Origin of the sequence: Wolbachia endosymbiont (group A) of Machimus atricapillus (assembly GCF_964027095.1) — a bacterium.
Lineage (GTDB): Bacteria > Pseudomonadota > Alphaproteobacteria > Rickettsiales > Anaplasmataceae > Wolbachia.
The window spans coordinates 1,283,350-1,307,121 of the sequence record NZ_OZ034727.1 but is presented as its reverse complement, the minus strand read 5'-3'; the positions used below and the strand labels follow the sequence as shown (position 1 = coordinate 1,307,121).

18 protein-coding genes and 2 pseudogenes are annotated in these 23,772 nt (G+C 36.3%); 8 read left to right on the top strand and 12 right to left on the bottom strand.

The window, feature by feature from the left end; translation table 11 throughout:
* Nucleotides 1-45: 45 nt before the first annotated feature.
* The 5 genes from AAGD68_RS06355 to terL all read left to right on the top strand — a co-directional run bounded on the left by AAGD68_RS06355 (nucleotide 46) and on the right by terL (nucleotide 5,459).
* Nucleotides 46-261, top strand: a complete 216-nt coding sequence (locus AAGD68_RS06355; protein ID WP_264687826.1) for a hypothetical protein — start codon at nucleotides 46-48, stop codon at nucleotides 259-261.
* Nucleotides 262-343: 82 nt separating this feature from the next.
* A complete protein-coding gene (hflK, locus tag AAGD68_RS06350) occupies nucleotides 344-1,378 on the top strand; it encodes an FtsH protease activity modulator HflK (RefSeq protein WP_264687825.1) in 1,035 nt (344 codons plus the stop codon).
* Between the two features lie 2 nt (nucleotides 1,379-1,380).
* The gene (gene hflC / locus AAGD68_RS06345) at nucleotides 1,381-2,253 is read left to right on the top strand and encodes a protease modulator HflC (protein WP_010962867.1); all 873 of its coding nucleotides are present in this window, start codon (nucleotides 1,381-1,383) and stop codon (nucleotides 2,251-2,253) included.
* Between the two features lie 3 nt (nucleotides 2,254-2,256).
* Nucleotides 2,257-3,741 carry a DegQ family serine endoprotease gene (locus AAGD68_RS06340; protein WP_253309713.1) on the top strand — a complete coding sequence of 495 codons (1,485 nt, stop codon included), beginning with the start codon at nucleotides 2,257-2,259 and terminating at the stop codon, nucleotides 3,739-3,741.
* Nucleotides 3,742-3,917: 176 nt separating this feature from the next.
* On the top strand, nucleotides 3,918-5,459 hold the full coding sequence (gene terL / locus AAGD68_RS06335; protein ID WP_265017484.1) for a phage terminase large subunit: 1,542 nt from the start codon (nucleotides 3,918-3,920) through the stop codon (nucleotides 5,457-5,459).
* Between the two features lie 10 nt (nucleotides 5,460-5,469).
* On the opposite strand, the gene AAGD68_RS06330 is transcribed toward terL, so the two are convergent.
* The 9 genes and pseudogenes from AAGD68_RS06330 to AAGD68_RS06290 all read right to left on the bottom strand — a co-directional run.
* Nucleotides 5,470-7,836 carry a hypothetical protein gene (locus AAGD68_RS06330; RefSeq protein WP_341814204.1) on the bottom strand — a complete coding sequence of 789 codons (2,367 nt, stop codon included), beginning with the start codon at nucleotides 7,834-7,836 and terminating at the stop codon, nucleotides 5,470-5,472.
* 34 nt (nucleotides 7,837-7,870) lie between these two features.
* Entirely contained in the window at nucleotides 7,871-8,068 is a 198-nt protein-coding gene (locus tag AAGD68_RS06325) for a hypothetical protein (RefSeq protein ID WP_253309710.1), read from the bottom strand.
* Nucleotides 8,069-8,407: 339 nt separating this feature from the next.
* Entirely contained in the window at nucleotides 8,408-8,599 is a 192-nt protein-coding gene (locus AAGD68_RS06320; protein ID WP_341814203.1) for a hypothetical protein, read from the bottom strand.
* Nucleotides 8,600-8,728: 129 nt separating this feature from the next.
* Nucleotides 8,729-10,309, bottom strand: a complete 1,581-nt coding sequence (locus AAGD68_RS06315; protein WP_265045166.1) for a hypothetical protein — start codon at nucleotides 10,307-10,309, stop codon at nucleotides 8,729-8,731.
* Between the two features lie 388 nt (nucleotides 10,310-10,697).
* Nucleotides 10,698-10,976, bottom strand: a complete 279-nt coding sequence (locus AAGD68_RS06310; RefSeq protein ID WP_265045165.1) for a hypothetical protein — start codon at nucleotides 10,974-10,976, stop codon at nucleotides 10,698-10,700.
* 59 nt (nucleotides 10,977-11,035) lie between these two features.
* Nucleotides 11,036-13,111, bottom strand: coding sequence for an ankyrin repeat domain-containing protein (locus AAGD68_RS06305; RefSeq protein WP_341814202.1), 2,076 nt, complete (start codon nucleotides 13,109-13,111; stop codon nucleotides 11,036-11,038).
* 195 nt (nucleotides 13,112-13,306) lie between these two features.
* Nucleotides 13,307-15,220 (bottom strand): excinuclease ABC subunit UvrB, encoded by a 1,914-nt coding sequence (gene uvrB, locus AAGD68_RS06300; RefSeq protein ID WP_253309707.1) that lies wholly within the window; start codon nucleotides 15,218-15,220, stop codon nucleotides 13,307-13,309.
* A 128-nt stretch (nucleotides 15,221-15,348) separates the two neighbouring features.
* Nucleotides 15,349-16,678 (bottom strand): annotated as a pseudogene (locus tag AAGD68_RS06295) (IS110 family transposase).
* Nucleotides 16,679-16,945: 267 nt separating this feature from the next.
* Nucleotides 16,946-17,223, bottom strand: a pseudogene (locus AAGD68_RS06290) (IS630 family transposase); the annotation flags it as partial.
* Nucleotides 17,224-17,298: 75 nt separating this feature from the next.
* Between AAGD68_RS06290 and AAGD68_RS06285 the strand changes: the two are divergent.
* A complete protein-coding gene (locus AAGD68_RS06285; RefSeq protein ID WP_253309214.1) occupies nucleotides 17,299-17,802 on the top strand; it encodes a hypothetical protein in 504 nt (167 codons plus the stop codon).
* 43 nt (nucleotides 17,803-17,845) lie between these two features.
* Here the strand turns inward: AAGD68_RS06285 and AAGD68_RS06280 are convergent, their stop codons facing one another.
* Nucleotides 17,846-18,121 carry a type II toxin-antitoxin system RelE family toxin gene (locus AAGD68_RS06280; RefSeq protein WP_264687741.1) on the bottom strand — a complete coding sequence of 92 codons (276 nt, stop codon included), beginning with the start codon at nucleotides 18,119-18,121 and terminating at the stop codon, nucleotides 17,846-17,848.
* Nucleotides 18,112-18,333, bottom strand: coding sequence for a hypothetical protein (locus AAGD68_RS06275; protein WP_253309216.1), 222 nt, complete (start codon nucleotides 18,331-18,333; stop codon nucleotides 18,112-18,114). The genes AAGD68_RS06280 and AAGD68_RS06275 overlap by 10 nt, the downstream gene beginning before the upstream one ends.
* A gap of 97 nt (nucleotides 18,334-18,430) precedes the next feature.
* Here AAGD68_RS06275 and AAGD68_RS06270 point away from each other — a divergent pair, with 97 nt between their 5' ends.
* The gene (locus tag AAGD68_RS06270) at nucleotides 18,431-19,252 is read left to right on the top strand and encodes a hypothetical protein (protein ID WP_253309217.1); all 822 of its coding nucleotides are present in this window, start codon (nucleotides 18,431-18,433) and stop codon (nucleotides 19,250-19,252) included.
* 742 nt (nucleotides 19,253-19,994) lie between these two features.
* Nucleotides 19,995-22,841: an ankyrin repeat domain-containing protein gene (locus AAGD68_RS06265; protein ID WP_341814201.1), complete on the top strand. Its 2,847-nt coding sequence runs from the start codon at nucleotides 19,995-19,997 to the stop codon at nucleotides 22,839-22,841.
* 72 nt (nucleotides 22,842-22,913) lie between these two features.
* Here AAGD68_RS06265 and thyX read toward each other — a convergent pair whose 3' ends face one another.
* A complete protein-coding gene (gene thyX / locus AAGD68_RS06260; protein ID WP_265017404.1) occupies nucleotides 22,914-23,768 on the bottom strand; it encodes an FAD-dependent thymidylate synthase in 855 nt (284 codons plus the stop codon).
* Between the last annotated feature and the right edge of the window lie 4 nt (nucleotides 23,769-23,772).

The following is a 23,772-nucleotide window of genomic DNA, read 5'->3' as shown; positions in this document are numbered from 1 at the left end:
GTTTTTTGGAAGCGTAGAAAATTAGGTCAAGAAGCCGGAGTATTTATGAGGTGCATAAAAAGGGCACTCATCTTTTTGGCTGTTATAACTTTAATAATAATAGCTTTACTATTTAGGTATAATTCCCATTTTCACGAAGACGTAGTGCACTTAAAGAGTGACAACAAAGAATTCAAAAAAAAGCCAGAAAATTCTATAGAGTCGACCATACTACATAGAGAAAAGGAAGTGTACGATCATGTTTTCCATCCTGATGATTAATTTGTAAATAAAATAGCAATTTATGTTTGCATTTTCTTATTAAAGAAGTAATATTAGCGTATTAATTATAGAATCAATCATTATGTTTGATGAGAATAATCCTTGGAATCTGGGAAAGAAACCGGTAGGGAACAAAACTCCTAATAATGAAGATATTTTAAGTAAAGCTGTATCTGATGTAAGGTTCTTTCTTAATGGATTAACCAGAAACAGGGGCAAAAAACCTTATTTCATCATTTTCATTATTTTACTGTTCTATGCTTGCACTGGCTTTTATATTGTCCATCCTAGTGAGGAAAGTATAGAACTTACCTTTGGTAAATATTCTAATACAGAAACACCTGGTTTGCGTTATCACTTCCCCTACCCTATTGGCAAGGTTTTTAAAGTGAATGTTAAGGAAGTAAATCGTGAAGAAATTGGGGTAAGTAATTCTTATGGGCGAGACACAGATCGCGGTGAAGGTGTGATGCTAACTGGAGATGAAAATATAGTCAACGTTAACTTCGAGGTTCAGTGGCGCGTTAGAGATGCTAAGGACTATTTATTCAAAGTGCGGGATTACAAACCCGGTTTCAGTGTTAAAAATGCTGCTGAAAGTGCCATGAGAGAAATAATAGGTAAAAACACGATCTCTTTTGCACTTGGTCAAGGCAGACCAGAAATTTCTAGAGATACTAGAATTCTATTGCAGCAGATTCTTGATGGATACCAAATGGGCATAGAGATTTTATCTGTTCAAATGAAAAAAATTGATCCACCAGAAAAAGTAATCAGTTCGTTTAGAGATGTACAAAGTGCTCGTGCAGACAAAGAGCGTACTATAAACGAAGCATACGCTTATAATAATGATATTATACCTCGAGCAAAGGGTGAAGCGATAAAGATAAAATTAGATGCAGAGGCATATGAGAATGAAGTAATAAATGAAGCAAAAGGTAATGCAAATCGCTTTTTATCTCTTTATGAGGAATATAGACAGAATCCTTCTCTCGTTAAGAATCGTATTTATCTTGAAACTATGGAAAATATTTTCAGTAAGGTAGACAAAGTTGTTGTAACTGATGATCTGAAAGGTATGTTTTCTTATTTACCTCTTACAAATTTAGGGAAATAACCATGAGTAGTAATATTAAAATTGTTTTTGTTTCTGTATTTGTTGTTTTATTGATTGTTTTATTTAATTCAATATTTGTTGTGCAAGAAACAAAGCAAGCGATAGTTATACAACTCGGTAAAGTTGTAAGAGATGTTAGGGAAAGTGGCTTATATTTTAAGTTACCATTCATAAACAGTGTAGAGTTTCTTGATAAAAGAGTTTTAGATTTAAGTCCTGATAAGATCCCAAGGGAAGTGATAACAGCGGATCAAAAACGTATTATAGTAGATGCGTATGCAAAATATAAAATAACAAATCCTGTTACTTTTTACCAGGCTGTGAGGAATGAATCAGGGCTGGTTAGAAGATTGTATCCGGTTATAGAAGCACACATAAGAGAAAATATAGGCAGATTTTCGTTGATTAGTTTGTTGAACGAAAAAAGATCAGAGGTTATGCAATTGATTCAGCGTGGAGTTTATTCTGAAGCTGAAAAATTTGGCATAGAAATAATAGACGTAAGAATTAAGAGAGCAGATTTACCAGAAGAAAATAGTTCTGCAATATTTCGCCGTATGCAAACTGAAAGGGAAAAAGAAGCAAAAGAAATTAGAGCAGAAGGAGAGCAAGCTGGGCAGGAAGTTAGATCAAAAGCTGATAAATTAAAAAGGGAAATTATCTCCAGTGCAGTAAAAGAATCATATGAAATAAGGGGCCGTGGTTATGCTGAAGCAACTAGAATTTATAATGAGGCATTTAAGGTTGATGAAGAGTTTTTTAACTTTTATCGCTCTATGAGCGCTTACAGTAAATCATTTGCCGAAAATAATACTAAATTTGTACTTTCACCAAACAATAACTTTTTAGATATTTTAAACAAAGGATGGAAATAATTTATGAAAAGTAAGGCATTTATTTTATCTATATTTGCATATTTTCTAATTGCGTTTTCTTCATACGCTAATATGTTTGATTGGAATGCAAAAAAGGTCGTTGATGCTAGCACTACTGCATGTAACTGTAATCAAGGACTTGCCGATTTAGTGGAAGAACTCATTCCTGCGGTTGTAAATATTTCAAGCGAACAAATAATCAAACAAGAAAGTAACAATAGAACTAAAATCCCTTTTATGCCAAGAAATAATTTCTTTGATGATTTTAGAGAATTTTTTGAGCATTTTGATCAGTTTTTTATGGATAGGGGCCCTAGTGTTAACAGAGAGGTGGTGCTGCTTGGTTCTGGGTTTATTATAGATAAAGGTGGAACTATAGTAACCAATTATCACGTTATTAAAAACGCCCAAGATATCACAGTTACTATGAACGATAATACTTATTTCAAAGCAGAAGTTTTAGGCTATGATGCAAGAACTGATCTTGCTGTGCTTAAGGTTCATTCTAATAAAGATCTTCCTTTTGTTGCATTTAGTAATTCTGATACAGCAAGGGTTGGCGATACAGTTATTGCAATAGGTAACCCATTTGGTTTGGGTAGCTCTGTAAGCACAGGAATTATATCTGCAAGGTCCAGAGACATTAGTATCGGCACTATGAATGAATTTATTCAAACTGATGCTGCAATTAATAGAGGCAACTCTGGAGGGCCATTATTTGATTTAAATGGAAAAGTTATAGGCATTAACACCGCTATCTATTCCCCATCTGAGTCTGGCGGTAACGTGGGTATAGGCTTTGCTATACCATCTAATTTAGCTATGTCAATTATTGACACATTAAAAAGTGGCAAAAAAATAAAACATGGTTGGCTTGGTGTGCAAGTTCAGCCTATAACGAAAGAATTTGCTGAGTCTTTGGGTTTAAAAGATACAAAAGGTGCACTGGTTGCAAGTATAGTAAAGGATAGCCCTGCAGAAAAAGGTGGAATTAAGGTGGGTGACATATTATTAGAATTTGATGATAAAAAAATTGATAGAATGACACAACTGCCTCAAATGGTTTCAAGAACTGAACCTGGAAAAAAAGTACAAATTAAGTTACTTAGAAAGGGCAAAGAGGTCAATATTAAGGTTGTGATTGAAGAATCTGCAAATGATGGTCAAGGTAATAATCAAGAAGAAAATAAATCAACATCCGATTACATAACTGGTTTAACTGTTTCAAACCTGCCAAAAGAATCAAAAGAAAGTAATCCTACAAAAGGTGTGATAGTTATTAATGTAGATAGTAACAGTAATGCCACGCTGCGTGGTATTAAAAAAGGAGACATCATTATCCAATTAGATGGAACCGATATAGAAAATACTAATGATTTTCAAAAACAAGTTGATTCAGCAGTAAAGAAAAACGGTAAAGATTCAATAATGTTGCTCATTTACCGCAATGGAAATCAGTTTTTTACTTCAATAAAGTTAAAGAAATAGCACTTTTCGTAGGTTATTTACTAAATTCACAAAGCAGTAGCGTTTGCCATTATAGCTACTTCAATCTTATCAAATAAATCAAATCTACATTAGATTTATTGCATAACCATATATAAAAACCAAAGGATGTCATTCCAGTGTCAGCTACTTGTAAGAACATTTACTAAAATATACACATGAACAAAATCAACTTCCTAAAATTCATTGAACTGTGCTTTCAAACGGTGGTGCCGGGATGTGAGTATAATGATTATCAGTACATAAAAGTCATAGAAGACAGGCTGAAAGCAGCGAATGCTGGCGAAGTAAGGCGCATAATATTCAATATGCCTCCGCGTTCAATGAAGTCCATGTGCATAAGCGTTGCGTGGCCCGCATGGATACTGGGAAATCAGCCAACCGCAAGAATAATAGTTGCAAGTTATTCTCGGCTGCTCAGCGAAAAGCACTCGCTTGACACCAGGTGCGTAATGCAATCGGATTGGTATAAAGAGCTGTTTCCAGAGGTAAAATTATCCAAAGACCAGAACACTAAATATAAATTCCAAACAGTGCAGAGAGGATACAGAATCGCAACATCAGTTGGAGGGACGTTAACAGGTGAAGGTGGTGATCTTATTATTGTGGATGATCCGCTTAACCCTGCTCAAGCTTTGAGTGAAACGTTTAGAAAGCGTGTTACAAACTGGTTCGATCAGACTTTAGTAACGAGACTCAACGATAGAAAAAAAGGAGTAATTGTGCTTGTGATGCATAGGCTCCACCTGGAAGACTTAACTGGGCACCTCTTATCCAAGCCAAAAAACATATGGCATCACATTTGTTTGCCAATGATTTCTGAAAATAAGGAGGTTATTTATTCAATTAATAACCATACTGGTGTCATTCCAACCCCCCCTCCTGTCATCCCAGTGCCCAGACACTGGGATCCAGAAAATTCAACCGCAAAAGACTGGATTCCAGCATCAAGTGCTGGAATGACACTACCTGCAAGAGTATTATACTCAAGAGAAGAGAATGAGTTATTATATCCCCTGGAGGGAGGAAGAGAAGAAGTTGAGATGATAAAAGTTGAACTCGGGAGTTACGCTTTTGCTGCTCAATATCAACAAAACCCCCTGCCGCTTTCAAGCGGTATAATTAAACAAGAGTGGCTAAAGCGCTATAAAAATTTCCCTGATAATCTCTCACATGTAACACAAAGCTGGGACACTGCAGTTTCAACAAACGATTCCAGCGACTTTAGCGTCTGCACCACCTGGGCAAAAATAGATAATAAATTCTATTTACTTGATGTATATCGAGCAAAGCTTGAGTATCCAAAGCTTAAAGAGCAAGTTCTGTCACTAGCTGCAAGATGGGCACCACATGCAATTTTGATCGAAGCAAAAACAAGTGGTCAGCAATTAACACAAGAGCTAAAGGCAAATAGCGATCTACCGATTATTGAAATAGTGCCACACAATGACAAACTCACTCGATTTTATCAAATTGTTCCGACTATAGAGTCTGGCAGGATTTTTCTGCCGCATCAAGCAGTATGGCTCAGCGATTTCGAGTACGAAATTTTAATGTTCCCAGAAGCCCGTTATGATGATCAGGTGGACAGTACGGTACAATATTTACAATGGATGAGAAAAATTAACACCAGTGCTTTCAGGGTCAGGGACTTTGGCCCCAACCCTAATAAAACGCTTAGATGGTTAAGGTATATCTAAAAACCTAAATTTATTTCCCCAAAGCTTCTGACATATGCTTTACCTGTTGCGGATGTTTAAGCTCTGAAGAGACACTTCCCTTATGTGGCACAGCAGGAGAAGCCGATCCAATAGAACAAAAGCCACTATCTCTATTAACTTTTTCAGAACTAAGGTTATCAGATGACGGTAATTGTGCGTTTACACATCGCATTAAGTTCTCTTCTGGACTCTCGAAAGATTTTGTTATCTCGCATTTCCCCGAAGGAGTATGCGTCAAATATAAATGCTGCTCCTCCCCAGGGGAGAAAGAGTTGGAGTCTAGCTTCTTCTGCAGCTCAGGAGAAAGAAATGGGCGTAGTTCCTTCCTCTCGTCACTAGTAAGAGGTTTTAGTCCACCTGACGCACCTTCATGCGTAGGAGAAGTCACCCCTGAGGGTGGATTACTTTTTGCTTTTATTCTAGTTGGGAATGAAAAAAATGGCTTAGACACAGATGATTTTTCAGTTACATGATACACAAGATCACTTTTACTTGAACACATCGTATCACGCTCTACGCTACGTCGCTTAAAAGGTGATAACTTTGCTAGTATCGGCATTCCTTTTTTACAGAACAAACCACCCCCATGTTTCTTCGAAGATTCACTCTCTTGTGACTGTGCTTCAGAACACTCATCACTACTTTCTCGATCACTTTTATCAGTAACTTGCTGTTTTTCAGGTTCCACACTAAAAATGCTCTCCTTACCTTTAACACTTGGAGAATCTGCAAAAACCCCAAGACTTGAGGACATTGAATCATTCCTTGTCGTAAGAAAAGAAGTCGATGATGGCAACCACCAAGTACTATTCCCTATTGACGTGCTTTCATTAGCACCTTTCCATGATAAACCACTAAATCCTGGTTCAGTAAATTGCATTGACGATATCCATTTATTTTCGGACGTGCCTTGTGATAAACAAGGGTTCGTTTGCTGAGTCCAAGCACTAGTCCCTGCTGATCCACTTTCAGCAGCACCTACCTCAGCAGCGCCTACATTATGCGGCGGCACCCCTCGCCTGGGAAAACACGACTGTGGCTCCTGTATCTCTTCAAAGAAGGATGATCTTGGATCGCTACTTGAAGAATGTGCAACAGAATCCTTAGGTTTCGGAGGTGAATTACTATCATAACCACTGTCTGTATCTTTTTTCCTTTGGTTGGGCGGTGTTCTTAGTCCACTCGGTCCTGCATGTATAGGAGAATTTACTGTTGAGGAGAATCGACTCGAGCCACGTCTCTTAAAATTTTCAGGATCCACTGCAAATTCAAAACGTCCGTTTCTTTCACTATATGCAATTGGAGACTGCATAATTTCAGGAAGTAACTGAGCAATTCTTTCATTAGAGATAGCATAAATTGGGTTTTCAGAATTAGTAATATCTGGATCTGCAGTCTTGCCTCTGATATCACTTATAAGATTTTGATATTTTATATTAATTTTGTACACATCCTTATACTTTAAAAATTCAAGCTGACCACTATATCTTTCTGTTAAAGGTACAAGGACAAAATCATTACCATTCTCTATTTTCTTTTTGTCTGTAAAAATATCATAATCATAAGCGTTAATTGATTTCCCTGTCAATTTAAAAATAAAATCGCCAAGAACATCTTTAAAATTTTCGACTTTAGAATCTTCTGTGCCTGGAGTTCTAAAATCAAATGCTACTTCCTTTTTAACATATTCTGTTACACTCTTGATTACCTTATCGCTAACGTTTTTGACGTATAACATATCATTTTTATATTCGTAAAAGTCCGAGCTCTTCAGGCCACAGTTTTCTAACCTTGAGTTAAATTCTTTAATATATGCCTGCTTAAAAAATTCAAAAGTCTCTAAATCATATTCCCTCTCAAGGTATTCATCGCTAAAAGCTATACAGTACAAATAAGGCTTACCTATTGCTCCTGTTTTAACAGTTCCTTCCATCCATTCATATGCTTCTTCCTTAGTTATCCCTACTTCTTTTTGTAGACATGCAACCACTTTCGCTCCCACAGCCCTCTCAAACTCATTAGCAAAATGAACCTTCAAATTACGAATCACTTCATTATTTGTAGAGCCTGCAAGCTTCACTTTCACTATGCCATTACCTAAATCCTCTTTATCAGGATTAGCACCTAGAACAAATGGGAAACAGTTTAAGTTATAATATCTACTTGCTACCTTAGTTCCACCAAGATAGTGCCGCTTTATTATCTCCTCTCCTATTCCTCGCAGATATTCTTTTGTATCAGTATTACTAGCAAATAAACCAACAATCTTTTTACCTTCTACAGTAAAATTAGTATTGATCTTATTACAAGTATAATTATTTAAATTAAACGCTTTAACCAGCTCTTTTATATCCATAACTACCTCTATTAAAAATTGTTAAGAAACAACACTACTTGCTTTTGCCTTTATCTTTACTACTACCGGCACTAGTAGCACTGCTACTACCCAGTTGTGTGTTAGGCTTACTGCTTTCACGTTGCCGCTCGTAGTTTTTATACTTATCAGGACCAATCCATTCTAACCTTTCACTTGGAATCCACGAACCATCAGGTTGAGGTCCTGATTTGCTTTTTTTATCATTTGGCATATTACCCTCCAGTAAAAATATTATGTAGCTAATATACTAAAAATAAATTGTAGTGCAAGTACTTTTTTTATATTTTTTAGTATAAATTTTATTCACTCTTTTTTCATAAAACTTAAGTTTTCGAGATTCCTCTAACACGTAGCGGAATGACGAGCTGTCGACATCTATCTATATACCCCTGGATTCCAGTGTCACGCACTGGAATGACAAGTCATTGGCAACCCTAAGTTCCCTACGTCATACCGCGATTCATTCGCGGTATCTCAAGCATAGATTCCGCTAACACGTAGCGGAATGACGAACTGTCGACATCTATCTATATGCCCCTGGATTCCAGTGTCACGCGCTGGAATGACAAAAAGGAAGCACTGGCTCCTGGATTCCAGTGTCACGCACTGGAATGACATGGTGAGGCGTCATCCAAGTAGCTGATGCTGGTTCCATCCAAGAGGGTGTCATCCCAGTGCCCAGACACTGGGATCCAGTTTTTTTTCCATCAAAAACACTCCCTTCTAACATAAAACCATACACTTATCAAACCTAATGTACATCCTGGATTCCAGCGTCACGGGCTACCCTCCTTTGTCATCACAAATAACCCATAGGTGTCATCCAGTACTGGGATCCGGTGTTCTTTATCACATAAGTAGCTAGCACTAGCTATCTCGATAGTGTATTACCATTTCCTCTTGCTGCACGTTCATTCAATACATCAGTAACTTTTGACTTAGGATTTTCTTTAGCATCACTTGCAGAACTACGCTGAGCAGCACTAGATTTTCCATTATCAGTAGTTCCTGATGGAGCTTGCCAAGTATCAATTGGATAATCGTGTTTAATAGTGGCAGATTCTTTTCTTTGAGTGTTCCTTTCAGCAACTTTTTTTGCAAGCTTAGCGTAAGGGTCATACGTTTCCTGCTTATTAGTAGATTTGATTCCTTCCTTGTTAACACTATTAACATTACCATTTAGACGGCTTTCTGCGCAACTAGCAGACCCGCTTTTCTTCTCTTTATTATTGTTTCCTTGTTCATCAGCGGGCCGTCTAGCAGACTTGTTTTCCTTTCCATTATCAAGCTTGTTTCCTTGTCCATTAGTGGGCGGCGTGGTTCCTCTTCCATTAACACTAGTATTTGGACGCCTTTCTTCAAAATTAACATACTCGCTTGGCTTAGAATCAAGTTTTATCCCACTTGCCAGAGGCTTCTTCTCTGGAACTTTCGGTGGACACACCTCTTTCTTCGGTTCCGCTTTTTCCTTTTCTTTGTCCACTTTTTCTGGTTTTTGTGAATTTTCATGAGATTTTCTTTCAAGCTCAGTAATACGCAATAGATGTTTCAAAGGATCTGACACAATTTCAAGTTCTGGCTTGCTCAGAACAACCGGCCTTACAAATCCGGGTGAAACTTCAAAAAGGGAAACTGGCACTTTAGGTTTTTTTCTTTCATCCACTTTTATTTCTTCACGAACTTCTTTATTTTCTTCCTTTAATAATGTTTTTTCTGCTTTTTTATCTTCTGCTTTAGTTGTTTCTTCTGTAGATGCCTCTACTATAGCTGCTAGCTCAACTCCAAAAATCTCTGCGAACATTGTAATAATCCATCCGGTAACGGCGAGCTGTAACTTGAGTTTCAGATCCTGCAAAAATTGTAGACGTTCGAGCACCCTTGCAATCTCCTCTTCTGATAACTCACCACTGCCCAATTTCTCCTGCAATTCTTTTATCTCTTTGTCCAACCTCTGATCGAAACTTAAATCGCGTGCAAAAATCTTCTTGATTAACTCCTTAAGCTTCTCACGCAAAAACTTCATTATCGCAGCAATCAGGTTTTTTTCTTTCTTCTCCTTGAGCATTTGGTAGATTTTCGGATCATCTACATCTACTTCAAAGAGGTTGAAGAGAGGTTCAAAGAAACTCCAGAAATCTCTGAGTGGTTTTTCACAATCGAAGTAGCCCCCGTCACCATCTTCGATATGTAGCTCTGCTTGAGATGATATTTCATCGATACAACTAGAAGCCTGACGCTCACACTCGAGCCTTCTGAGCAAATCTTGTCTGTCAAGCTTCTCTATGGCTGCTTTCAGTTCATTTAACTTCTGCTCCGCAGAGAAATCTTGCTCCCTGATTTTTCCTTGGAAGATTGAGCTACCGTTTTCGTTATTATCTGAAAAATTTTCCATTATTTTTGTCCCCTCAATAAAATTACTGTCTTTATTGTTACCTGAAAAGCTTTCCATCATTTTTACTCCCTTCATAAAACTTAATAATTTAATTCTACAGTACTAAACATTTAAGAAGTGTTAACGTAAAGATGTCAATAAAATTATTTATATTTTTATACTATGTATATTATATCATACGCCATTTAACCTTTCAATAATATTTTTTATTCTTGCTGCTTTTTCAAGCTCTAGCATGCGCTTTCCTTCTTATTAATGTTCACTTTTGCCTCTACCACCACTTTTTCTTGTAAAGTATTTGATATAAGTTTTATTATACTCTCTAGCATAACTTGTGCAACATATTGTATTCAGAGTGTATTGAACGAGCCTGAAAGGCTGATAAACGAGTATCAACAAAGACTGTCAGAAAGCAAAGATAAAGCTACGTTAGATATATCTTAGCCACTTAAGTAGGGTTGGGCCTGACCCTGAAAGCACTGGTGTTAGTTTTTCTCATCCATTGTAAATATTGTACCGTACTGTCCACCTGATCATCATAACGGGCTTCTGGGAACATTAAAATTTCGTACTCAAAGCCATACCGCTTGGTGCGGCAAAATAACCCTGCCAAATCGGAACAATTTTGAGTGAGCTTATTATTGTGTGGCACAATTTCAATAATGGGTAGATCGCTATTTGCCTTTAGCTCTTGTGTTAATTTGCTGCGAACAAGCTTGCGTAACATCAGTACGTGGAACATCCTTAATAGTCTCGATTGACTCTGTAGGTACATTACCATTTTTCTTAAAACCTTTCTCTTCTATAGCTTTCCAGAACACTTTTTCCTCCCAAAAGACAGTTTTCTCCTAAACTTTTCTTCTCAGCTTTTAACTTGTTAAGCCTTTCTTCACTCTCATCATCAATTTCTACTTCTATTTTATTACTATCTTTCTCACTAGGACTTAGATAAATATTAATCTCTCCTGCCTCAGTGGTAAAAGACATTTTAATGCTACTTTCTAAGACATCTGTGTAATTTCTTTTTCCATCTTTTGTACCTTCAACTCTTACTATACTCTCCCCAACTTGAAGTATGCCGACTTTTAAATTTAAATCTTCAGCTTTGTTAAAGATTTTCACAGGTTCAATAATACTATCTTGTGAATATTTCACATAAAAACATACATTATCTATGTCTACCTCTTCTGGCTCCCCCTTTTGAGCTTGTCTATCTCTGCCTACAATACTTTCATATGCTATACTCTTTAGCTTGTCTTTAGTTTCTTTATATTTCTTAGAGAGATCATTTATATAATTAGATCCATAATTTTGTGCTAGCTCAGTATTACCGGAGAAAAATTTTTGTCTTGCTTTCCCACCTTTTAACAATAACTTGTTAGTGATGCTTTCTATGATGCCTGAAACTTTATCTTCGTTGCCGTCGTCTTGGTCGGCGATACCATCAGACTGCCTTTCACGCGCTCTGGTTTCATCGCGTGGTTTCACACGATTATTAAGAACACCTTCTATTTCTTCAAGTATTAAACTTATTACAGTTTCTTTATCACCATTGTCATTTTCATTACCATTATTACAACTTGAATTCAACCTTATTCCTTTCTTCAAGTACTCATTTACTATTTTCTCAATACTTTCTAGAATACTTTCTTCAGATTCTTGTTTATTTTGTGCTGTTATACCTCTTATCTTCTCACAAAAATCTTTAATTAGCCCCTCTTCGCTTGTAGTTAATGGTATTTCTAGCTTCATCGAAAGTAAGTCTTCTAGAAAAAGATGATCACTTGAACTACAGCTCGAATCCTCGTCTTTCCGGTCACAATCACTCGGTTCAGTAGAAATTGTTTTATTATCGTCACCGGAGCTATACCCTGGATCATCACGAAGTGTCTGATCATCATTGTGCTTGTTAGGGTAATTACTAGAGTTATTTGTCAAATTCCCTTTATCTTTAGTAGGAACTGTTTTATTATCATCACCGGAGCCATTCCCTTCATTTTTACGAGAATCATCTGAATAATAGCCCTGATCCTTGTCTGGATCCGGATCACTTAATTTAGTACAAGTTGTTTCATCATTAGAACTACAACCTAAATCCTTCAAAGCTTGAAGGCAGTTATGTTCAGTAACATATTCAAATGGAGTCTTTCCACTTTGATCTTGCACATTTCGATCAGCTCCTGCTTTTAAAAGAAATCCTATACCGTCAGTATCGTTACGTTCAGCAACGTAATGTAACAGAGTTTTTCCATCTTGGTTTTGTACATTTGGATTAGCTCCTGCTTGTAGAAGAAACATTATACGTTGAATATAATCATTTAATATACCTCTATCGATTGCTAACCAACCTAAAATATCAGATAATCTTTTATCTAAGTAATGTGACAGAGTTTTTCCATATCGGTTTTGTGTATCTCGATTAGCTCCTGCTCCTAGAAGAAATATTATATGTTGAGCATAATTATCTAATAGACTTCTATCGATTGCTAACTCATTTAAAATGTCACGTAATTTTTCACTTGAGTAATCTGACAGAGTTTTTTCACCTTGGGTTCCTGTTGTATTTGGATCAGCTCCTGCTTGTAGAAGAAACATTATATATCGAGTATAATTGGAATTATCTAATAGATCGCTATTGCTTGCTAACTCATTTAAAATGTCACGTAATTTTTCACTTGAGTAATCTGACAGAGTTTTTTCACCTTGGGTTCCTGTTGTATTTGGATCAGCTCCTGCTCCTAGAAGAAACATTATATGTTGAATATAACCGGGATTATCTAATAGATTGATATCCTGTTCTAACTTATCTAAAATGTCACGTAATTGTTCATTTAATCCCTTGCTTGGTACCCCACCATTCATATTCTATAACCATTACTCACTAATTCTTTAGTGATTACCGTAATACATAGGTAAGTCAATAAAAAAATACACCTTTCCTTCTTCAGTTCTAAGAAATTGTCAAAAGTCTCAAAAAGATGAGTTAAAATAAAAAGAAGAATAGTGGAAGTTTAGTTGTTTACACTTTCATGCTATGCCCATAGCATCATATATTACTTAACCTTGCAATAATTTTTTTATTCTTGCTGCTTCTTCAAACTCTAAATTTTCAGCATGCTCTATCATTTGCTTTCTCAAGTCATCCTTATTAGTATTTACTTTTGGTTCTGCTATTGCCCTCTCCTGTAAGGTGTTTGATATAGGTTTTATTATAGTCTTCGGGACAATATTGTGCAATATATTATGTTCTTCTTGTTTTTTTCTTCTTCTTTCAGTCTCTCTTAATGCACGATCTAAAGAACCAGTGATTTTATCTGCATACAAAATTACTCTACCTTCAGCATTACGTGCAGCACGACCGATCGTTTGAATGAGCGATGTTTCTGATCGCAAAAATCCTTCTTTATCAGCATCTAAAATTGCAACCAAACCACACTCTGGAATATCAAGACCTTCCCTAAGCAAGTTAACACCTACTAAAACGTCAATTTCTTTAGATCTTAATTTACATATAATTTCTATTCTCTCCAGCGCACCAATATCAGAATGCAAATAACTCACTCTCATATTTAATTCACTCATATATTCAGCTAAATTTTCAGCCATTTTTTTTGTCAGTGTAGTGATTAAAACACAAAATCCCTTTCCTATTGTCACTTGTGCCTCATGAATTACATCATCAATTTGACTCTCTATTGGTTTCACAATGCAGATTGGGTCTGTAAGCCCTGTTGGACGGATAACTTGCTCTATAAATACATTATTGGTCTTTGCCAACTCATACTTTCCAGGAGTAGCTGAAATGTAAATAGTCTGCGGCCTAACTTTCTCCCATTCTTCAAATTTTAATGGACGATTATCAAAAGCGGAAGGGAGCCTGAAGCCATAGTCAATCAATTTCTTTTTACGCGCCTCATTACCACTGTACATTGCACCAATCTGAGGAACGGTGACATGACTCTCATCAACAAATAAAATTACGTCTTTGGGTAAATATTCAAACAAAGTAGGCGGTGGATCCCCAGCTTCCATTCCATAGAGATAACGCGAATAATTTTCAATACCTTTACATATTCCTGTTGTCCTCATCATTTCAATATCAAAATTAGTGCGTTGTTCGAGGCGCTTTGCTTCAACAATCTTGTTTTGCAAGTAGTAATAATCCAAGCATTCATGCAGCTCTTTTTTGATTAGCTCAACTGTCTGCAACAGAGTCTCACGTGATGTAATGTGATAGCTGTTTGGAAAAATGGTGATTGTATTTAGGCTTTTGGTAATATTACTCGTTATAGCATCAATTTCAGAAATTTCTTCTATTTCATCACCAAGCAGCGATAAACGCCAAGCTTTATTTTCATAATAGGCAGGAAATATATCGATAATATCGCCACGCACTCTGAAATATCCTCTCTCAAACCTGGTATCAGAGCGCTTGTATTGGAGATCAGCTAAGTTACTCAAGAAATCATTAACATGAATTTTATCTCCAACACTTAAAGATATAGTCATGCTGCGGTAGCTTTCAGGCGAACCAAGACCGTATATGCAAGAAACACTGGCAACTACGATCGTGTCCCTGCGCTCCAAGAGGGAGCAGACGGCAGAATAACGCAGCATGTCAATTCTGTCGTTGATTGCAGAGTCTTTTTCGATATAAGTATCAGTTTGCGGCAAATAAGCTTCGGGCTGATAGTAATCATAATAAGAAATGAAATATCCAACAGCATTATTGGGAAATAATCCTTTCATTTCCTCATAAAGTTGTGCTGCTAAGGTTTTATTGTGTGCCATGATCAGCGCAGGTCTGTTTGTCCTTGCTATAACATTTGCCATAGTGAAAGTTTTCCCAGAACCAGTAACCCCAAGTAAAATTTGGTCTCTTTTATTGCTATTTAGCCCCGCAATTAAACTATCGATTGCCTGCGGTTGATCTCCAGCGGGTTGAAAATGTGTAGTGATTTGAAATTTCATAGACTTTACTTACTATCTTTGATTCATTGCATAGTGAACACTATATTGCTTTTAAGATAAGTTGTATAGCTATAAACTTTCCGTAAAGCCATAAAACTTTAACCAACAATAGACTTCTCCTAAGAAACTCACTCAACTAACTCTTCTTGTTGAACTAATATGTAGCCAAATTCGCTCGCTTTTTTGATCAAATTTTTTACAGTTCTATCTTTATAGCGTGTTTCATAGTATTCCATTCCTTTTTCTACATATTCCTGTCCGTATTTGAGCATACTATAAAATATGCATGCCATTTTTCTTGCAGTAGCTGTTATTGCTTTTGGTGCTCCTAGTCGTTTTTTCAATCTTCTGTAGTATGCACCCAACGCACTTTTACTATTTCCTACAGAATGAGCAGCTATTCGCAAAGCATTCGCAGCACGGTTAATGACTTTACGTGTTCTTGTGTTAAACACTTTTTCCCCTGTAACTTTATTAGCAGGACTGAGTCCCAACCACGACGAAAAGTGCTTTTCTGTTGGCCATTTACTATGGTTTATACCAACTTCTGAAATTATGGTTTGTATACTTAATACATCAAATCCAGGAATTTTAGTGAAATCCATACCAGTTATTCGGTGCAGTTCCTCATACAAAGCAAAGCTTGGCTTACTTTTGCTATTTTTATTCTTTTGCTTACTTAGCTGTTTGCTTTCACAAGACTTTGTTTCAAACGTTTTATAATAGGCTTCAATATTTCTATCACATTCTGCTATTTTTTCTTGATAAATATTATATAATTCAAATTCTTGCTTTAGCGTGAATAAGTGTTCCTCTCTATAGTCACCAGCTAACGCTTTTGCAATAGTAGACTGATCATTTTTCATTCGCACGTCCCTGAATTCTGCTAATTTTTCAGAATCTCTTTCGCCTTCAATTATAGCTTCAATGATTTTCATACCAGTTATCCCAGTAATATGACTAATAACCTTGTGTAATTGTATATTCATTTGAATTAATGCCTTCTGCATACGCAGAATATGTGTAGATGCACTTTCAGTGAGATTTTTGCGTTGCCGCACGTAACTGCGCAATACACACATCTGATTATCTGGCCTAAACGATCCATGAAGCAGTCCGTAGCTATGCAGTTGTTGGAGCCATTGGCAATCTTGAACGTCAGACTTCCTACCAGGTACATTCTTTACATGCCGTGCATTTTACCTCGAATTTGTATGACTCAAGTATTTGAAATAAAGGAATCCAGTATACTCCTGTTGATTCCATAGCTACTGTTGTAACTTTACACTTTTTCAACCACTGTGCTAAGTTATGAAGGTCTTCAGTAAAGCAGCCAAATTTCTGAACGCGTTGTTCATCTCTTCCTTCAGGTACACACACATAGTGTACAGCTGAACCAATGTCTATTCCTGCTGCATTAGGATTCACTATTTCTAATTTACTTTTTGCTTTTTTCATGGTAACTCCTACATATAATTTGTAATAGGGAAACGCTTCAGCTTGGAACGGTTGATAGTACAATCTCCTAACCGAGGTAGTCTAAATGACTCCATCAATGATTTGACCGTTCCTTCCAAAACCATGCTTGCATACGGGCACTTAGGCACCATTGAAAATGTCGGTCATAACTGCAGAGGCGCTCCCTGTACAACTATACTTGAAAACTACTAAAAACTTAAATTTGTGTGTTTCTTTCTGATTTGACAGATTTCGTCTGTTCGATGCTTGTATCCATGCTTCAACTTGTTCAAGTTGGCTTTGGTTCAATATAGTTTTTCTACGGCGTTGAGGTGGAGCAAATAATTTTTCTTCTCTGCCAAATTTTAGGTCATGCAGTAAGTGCCTTTCTTGAAATGCAACATATTTTTGCTACGGCTGTTATACTATGCTTTTTTGCTGCAATTACAGCATTTAGTTTTTTTGCAACATATGCATTATTTCTTACTTTCTTCAGCATTTCTTTTGCTCACTTTTTCATCCAATAATTTTGATCTTAATGCCATTTAAACCTCGCTATTTTACTTACTCCAGTATGGCTTTTTTCCATTATTGTCTATCCGTTACTTGTATAGCGGGAATTGGTATTAGGAGATTTATTTGACTTTCTTTTTGGTAGTTCTAAAGCTAATCGCCAATTTGAAAATAATATCGGAGTACAAAAAGAATTGTATGGTCGGTACAATAAATTCATGGATAGTCTTGGGGGCTTAGGAAAAGATGGTCCAGGAGGATTTATTAATCAAATAGCATCGCAATATCAAGGCAATCCTTACCAGCAGTTTATTAGCAATCAAATGATTGGCAACCAATTAAGAGCAAGTAGGCTTGATCAATCAAGCTATGGTCTATCTAAAGTTGCAAGTTTAAACTCTGAACTTGCGTCGCGTGGCTTGAATGACTTTATCGGTTCATCTTTAGGAGGGCTGCAAAGTCTTATCGGAGCACATGGACTTGGTGCACAAATTGGTCAAAATCTAGGTGGTGGTTACACTTCTTACGGAAAATCTTTAAATGATCGTTGGATAGCTATGAATCAAATGTTAGATAATTTTGGTCAGGTTGCGGGTAAGGCTGCAATATAGCCAACTACAGCATTTTATTTTTTCAATAAAGAAAAGAATGTACTTATCTCTTGTAAATAGTATCTCTATGTCCTATCTCTGTGATAACCACTGTACGTTCTGATTGATCTACCCTGTAGACCACGCGATAGTCACCTACTCTTAACCTTCTGAGCCCTTTTAAGCTATGATGTAGTGGTTCACCAAGATTTATTGGATCGACTGTAAGTCGTTCTTTTATAGCCTTTTGAACTCTTAGCCTTATTGTCTTTGGAAGATTTGGTAAATCCCTTTCAGTAACGCTCTTTAGAGACTTAATTTTATAACGTTCTAGTCCCACTTAATATCTTCAAAATCAACTGTTTCTGCGCCTTCAACATCACGCTCATCAGAAATTTTAGACACTAAAAAATCCTCGATTTCAAGCTCAATTGCTTCTTTGAGTAGTTTCTCTGCTAATTCTTGAGCAGGCTGCTTAGTGAGCTCAGCTAGCTCGGCAAGGTGCAGTAAAGTTTCTTTACTGAGAACTATATTAGCGTTTAAGTCTGCCATAAGTTTTACCAAAATCTACTACTGTAACAATTTTACAACATTTTTTTTAATTTTTCAATAAATTAGTGTATGCTGGAATTAGTTTAAAGGATGAAAAATGCTATCTCAGGAGGATATTATTTTATGCCGCAAAGATTTTGGTTTCTTTGCGTTTCAAGGCATGCTGCGAGTGTTTAATATCAGATTAAATTTAAAAAGAAAAGATGGCAGCAAAAACTATTTGTGGGTGCTGTTCAGCAGCATTAATCGCTTGGTGTTTGAAAAAGCACACAGTCAATGGTGGAACATACCACCACGCTGTGCTAAGACAACACTGGGTTTTATATTTCATGTGGCGTTTGCCCTCGGTAATAATCCAAGGGCAAAGTTTATGTATATTACGCACCAAAGAGATTTGATGCGTGAAAAAATCAATGAACTGCACATTGTCCTTGAGTCTCCATTTTACCGTCAAGTCTTTCCAAACGTAAAAGTAGTTGGTCGCAAAAGTACGCGAGTAATTAGAACTAAAGAAGGAGGTTTTGTTAATGGCTTTTCAATATCAGGGCATGTAACAGGTACAGGAGCTGGGGATAGTTCTCTTGATTTTGATGAAGGTCGAAAGTACGGTGGTTGCATTATCCTTGATGATTTACATGATGCAAGCTGCGCTTATAGTCGGGTATCGCTGATCAGTGCCTGTCAAAAGTTTGAACAATGCATAACTTCAAGGCGTAATACTGCTGATACGCCATTTTTAGTGATTGGTCAAAGGATCAGTGTTTACGACATATTTGGTTATTTAGAGAAAAAATCAGAGCGACAGTTTGAGAAGATCATAATACCTGCAGTACTTGAAGATGGCACGAGTATTGATGAGAATAGATTGCCAATGCAGGAACTTAGGATCAAGGAAAAAGCAGATACCGTCACGGAATAATTAACCGTCATACCGCGATTCATTCGCGGTATCTCTTAGCATAGATCCCGCTAACACGTAGCGGGATGACGATTGTCGATGAACCTAAGTTACTTTAGCTATAAACATTAAGAAATTTACTAAACGAAGAAAAAAGGCAAAAGAAACCCCGTTGGTGGTTGGCTATTTACTATGTACTAAAATATCGGCGTTTTTTTATTCTAAAACGCTTGATTAAGAGCGATTTAGCTGCTTTTAACTTGCAACTAACCTAAATTATAAACGTTAAGAAATTTACTGAGCGGAAAAAAAGGCAAAGAAACCCCGTAGTAGCTAGCATTCAAATTCTCCCTTGTCAATTTGACGTTTTTTGCTGTCTTAAACGCTTTGTAAGCGCGTTTCGGCTTTTATAGGTAAAAACCCAGAAATTTTTAAAGACATGCGATGCACGTAGTGCGAAAAATTAAACATGAGACGCCAAATACCCTAAGTTTTTTGTCATTAACCTGCACAGATTGCGAAGATAAATAAATAGCTTCAGTTTCATGATAAGGGGGCTGGCGGAGTTTGTAAAGTAATTTTTCGTAGCTCTCATGACTTAAAAAGCTGGATTCCAGCTTCACGCGCTGAAATGACAGATTACTGTTACCTTATCTAGATACAGAAAAAAAAATCTTAATACTTAACACATTTTTCATAGTACACACCGTATGATTGATAAATAAAATAATGAATAGATTTACATAATGTTTGGAGGCTACCAATGGTCAACGACAAGATTACTTTGAACTTTGAGATAGAAAAAGGCGAACCTATAGATCGATACTACTTTTCTGCACGTATGAGGCTTACAGATGAAAGCAAAAATCTTTTGCGTGAGAAGCTTGGCAGTACAATTCAATTCGATAACCTAGATGATCACTTCAATCTTAACCATGAGAATTTTTATATCTACTACAATAAATATAGTGAGCACAATGGTAGAAGTGAGCTATACGTTAGGGATGATAACGGTAGATATTTAACTTCCAATCTTCCACTTAATCACTATGGATTCTCAATGGAACTATCATCTGATGGGGCGTCAATAGCAGATTATGGCTTTTATCCTCTTTATGCAATCTATAACCCAAATCACTATGATAAGGCAAAGGAAAAAGTATTTGATGATCACGGTGAATTGTCACCAATTGCATCAAATATGTTAGATAATTTTTTAAGCAACACAAATAGCTTAACCACACAAGAGATGTTTTTACAGTTGCAAAATGGAGCTACTGAAAAAGAGGAGAAATTGATAAGAGAGAAAAGACAAGCAGAAGAAGAATTAGATCAAAAGAATGAGAAATTAAAGGAGTTCATAGAAAAAGGTGAAATTACCTTGTTTAAAGTGGTAAAAGGTAATGACGTAGGTAACGGGCGTTCAGAAGTAGTTTTACAGTTTACTGCAGAAGGTAAGGGGACAAATGAAATTACCCTTGATTCCGAAAAATTCTATATAGCAGATTATGAAGATAGTGAATTCTTGCATTGTGTTAGCTCTGATTATGACATGCTACTTGATTATGAAAATTTATTTTTCGCGCTCAATCAAAGCTTCTACTCAGACTTTGAAAGTGGGTTTTATTCAGCAGACAGCACTGATCCCTATAATTACGCTAAATATTCAAAGGAACCATATTTGAGTGGTGATCAGCTATCTGAAAAATTATCTCATGAGTTGGAGAAAGATAGTAACCAGATAGATGCAGAAGTTATGTTTAGTGATCAACCTATGAACGAAGAAGTTACAGTGAAAAGTGAAGTCAAATCTAGAAAGAAAAGGGCAGTTGAAGAAGATAATGCAGAAGATACTATAGGAAACATAAATGAAACAAATGAGGTAACCGGTGCGACGCGTTTGCACTCTGCTTCTTTATCAGGGGATTTGAATGAAGTTATCGAACTTGTAGAACATAGCGCAAATATTGACGCGAAAGATAAAGCCGGACAAACACCGCTACATCATGCTATTAAATCAGGAAATACAGAAATAGCAAAATATCTTATCGATCAAGGTGCAAATCTCAATTCTCAAGATATTTATTACGAAGGAACTGATTACTCTTGTTTTAAGACACCTTTGCACTATGCCATAAAATCGGGAAACATGGAAATAGTTGAATACTTAGTAGAACATGGTGCAAATCCTAATATTCCAGATGCTCACAATCTCAGGCCGCTCGACTATGCTATAAAGAACACAGCTTTAGTAAAATATCTTGTGGACAATGGTGCAGATATTAATGTACGTAATCCGATATTCCATTTTGTTAAGCTAGGTGACCTGGATATGGTGGAATATTTAGCTCAACATGGTGCAGATCTTAATGTCAAAAACACCTCTGCTCAAACACTACTACATTATGCTATTGAACTCAAACATACAGAGATAGCTAAATACTTAATAGATCACAATGTAGATATTAATACTCGAGATATTAGTTCTGGTAAATCTCCATTACATTTTGCTATGAGTATAAAAAACATGGAAGTGGCTAAATATCTAATAAAGCATGGTGCAGATGTTAATGTTAAAGATAGTTACAGTTTAGCACCTTTACACTTTGCTGTTAATTTAGGAAATCAAGAGATATTAGAATATTTAATAAAGAATAATGCAAATATTGAGGTTCGAGATAGTGAAGGCTGGACACCACTTATTCATGCAGTAAGGCATGGGCAATTGGACAAAGTAAAGTACCTGATAGAGAATGGAGCTGATGTTGATATTTGTGGTAATGAAGGATGGACGCTATTTGAGCATGCTGAACAATGGATAGATGATAGAAGAATATTAAAGGATGTAATCAATAATGATAGAAAATATGCAGATGCTGCAAGTTGGGAAAAGACTGGAAAAGATATGCTTGATTACCTTAAGGGAGTTACAAAAAATACTATACAGGAAGAAGAATCTAACTATATAGATCAAATGCAAGCAGATGATAGCAGCAGTTATGTTGAAGATCAACCAGCTTTGCAAAGCAATCGTGACGGTTATGCTGACATGGAAAAAGCTCTGCAGGAGAAATTGCATGGAGATGAAATACGCAAGCAAAGTAATGAGAAAGCTCAAAAAGATATGGAAACAAGAAAAGTCACTGTGGAAACTGACAGTAGCAATAATAAAATTGAAAAACAAGCAAAACCAATAGAAGACGAACAAGAAACTGTTATGGCAAGTGTGATAGAAAATATGGATAAAAATTCTGATAGTGAAGCAGAAGATTCTAACAGTATTGCAAATGCACAACATCCCTTAAAAATAAGGACAGGAAGTCCTCTTGAGGTGGGAAAGTATGAGGTGGAGCTGCAAGTGACATATGATGATATAAAGAATTTTTATGATACCGTACGTGGTAAATATCATGCTGGTGATGGATATAACTACGAGCAAGTAATGGTTTTATATAATGAAATTGTTAGGCCAGCATCGCAGCATTATGATAAACCATTTACCCTGCCTAAGGCATACATAACAGATGGTCATCTATTTGTTCAAAATAAAGATTTTGGAACTTTGGATGATTTTAATGAGATGTTCTATAGAAGTGATGAGTTAATGTGATGTAAAAAGCAAGATTCAATTTGGTGAACGAGAGTTAACTGACAGAGGAGATTGACACGTATGCCTTTATCTTTAAGATTGTTTATCAAGTATAGACATCAGCTCGTCCCATTCTCTTTTACCAATATTACTTTCTTCCCTAGTAACGTTTTCCCCTTTAATTAATTTGCGAATTATTTCTAGACCAGTTCTTGAAATACAAGCTGATTCTAGGCAATATTCAACAAAGGCATTGTAGGCCAATGGGACCCATTTTTTTATTATATCCAGCATAACTTCTGCATAAACTCTGATTTCATATTGGGCATGCTTATCAGCTCTAAGCTTCAAAAAATGAAGGAGGTTATGCAGATCTATTTTCCAATAAAATTGCGTGTAGTAATTAAGCGTTAGATTAGTTCGGGCAATTTCTCTTGCAAGCCCCTGCTCAATAAATTTTTCATAATGAGAATATACTAAATTAGAGTCGTTTGTTAGAGAATCTATTATTTCCTTTGAGGTATCCGGATCAAAAGCTTCACCGCTACCTTGTTTATTATTATCAGATTGTTTTGCAATCTGTTCTGGTTTTGGTATATAAAATTCATTGTCAAGTATTGAATATCTTGCCGAATATTCATTCACATTTGCAGTTCTATGCCTTATCCATTGCCTTGCAACAAAAATTGGAAGTTTCACGTGAAACTTAATTTCACACATTTCAAATGGAGTTGTATGATGATGTCTCATTAAATACTTTATAAGTGCTTCATCCTGACTTATCTGTTTTGTTCCCTTGCCATAAGAAACACGAGCAGCTTGAACTATAGCGCTATCAGAGCCCATATAATCCACTACTCGAATAAATCCATGGTCTAATACCTTATGTTCTTCATATAAGATTTCATCTATTTCTTTTACTGTAGTTCGTTTAGTTGCTTCATTCATAAAA

Bases quoted from the DNA above. Each gene is read 5' to 3' on its own strand.
- thyX (WP_265017404.1), bottom strand. From the start codon at position 23,768: ATGAATGAAGCAACTAAACGAACTACAGTAAAAGAAATAGATGAAATC.
- AAGD68_RS06330 (WP_341814204.1), bottom strand. From the start codon at position 7,836: ATGGATATAAAAGAGCTGGTTAAAGCGTTTAATTTAAATAATTATACT.
- hflC (WP_010962867.1), top strand. From the start codon at position 1,381: ATGAGTAGTAATATTAAAATTGTTTTTGTTTCTGTATTTGTTGTTTTA.
- hflK (WP_264687825.1), top strand. From the start codon at position 344: ATGTTTGATGAGAATAATCCTTGGAATCTGGGAAAGAAACCGGTAGGG.
- AAGD68_RS06270 (WP_253309217.1), top strand. From the start codon at position 18,431: ATGCTATCTCAGGAGGATATTATTTTATGCCGCAAAGATTTTGGTTTC.
- terL (WP_265017484.1), top strand. From the start codon at position 3,918: ATGAACAAAATCAACTTCCTAAAATTCATTGAACTGTGCTTTCAAACG.
- AAGD68_RS06315 (WP_265045166.1), bottom strand. From the start codon at position 10,309: ATGATGGAAAGCTTTTCAGGTAACAATAAAGACAGTAATTTTATTGAG.
- AAGD68_RS06325 (WP_253309710.1), bottom strand. From the start codon at position 8,068: ATGCCAAATGATAAAAAAAGCAAATCAGGACCTCAACCTGATGGTTCG.
- AAGD68_RS06355 (WP_264687826.1), top strand. From the start codon at position 46: ATGAGGTGCATAAAAAGGGCACTCATCTTTTTGGCTGTTATAACTTTA.
- AAGD68_RS06310 (WP_265045165.1), bottom strand. From the start codon at position 10,976: ATGTTACGCAAGCTTGTTCGCAGCAAATTAACACAAGAGCTAAAGGCA.
- AAGD68_RS06265 (WP_341814201.1), top strand. From the start codon at position 19,995: ATGGTCAACGACAAGATTACTTTGAACTTTGAGATAGAAAAAGGCGAA.
- uvrB (WP_253309707.1), bottom strand. From the start codon at position 15,220: ATGAAATTTCAAATCACTACACATTTTCAACCCGCTGGAGATCAACCG.
- AAGD68_RS06275 (WP_253309216.1), bottom strand. From the start codon at position 18,333: ATGGCAGACTTAAACGCTAATATAGTTCTCAGTAAAGAAACTTTACTG.
- AAGD68_RS06305 (WP_341814202.1), bottom strand. From the start codon at position 13,111: ATGAATGGTGGGGTACCAAGCAAGGGATTAAATGAACAATTACGTGAC.
- AAGD68_RS06340 (WP_253309713.1), top strand. From the start codon at position 2,257: ATGAAAAGTAAGGCATTTATTTTATCTATATTTGCATATTTTCTAATT.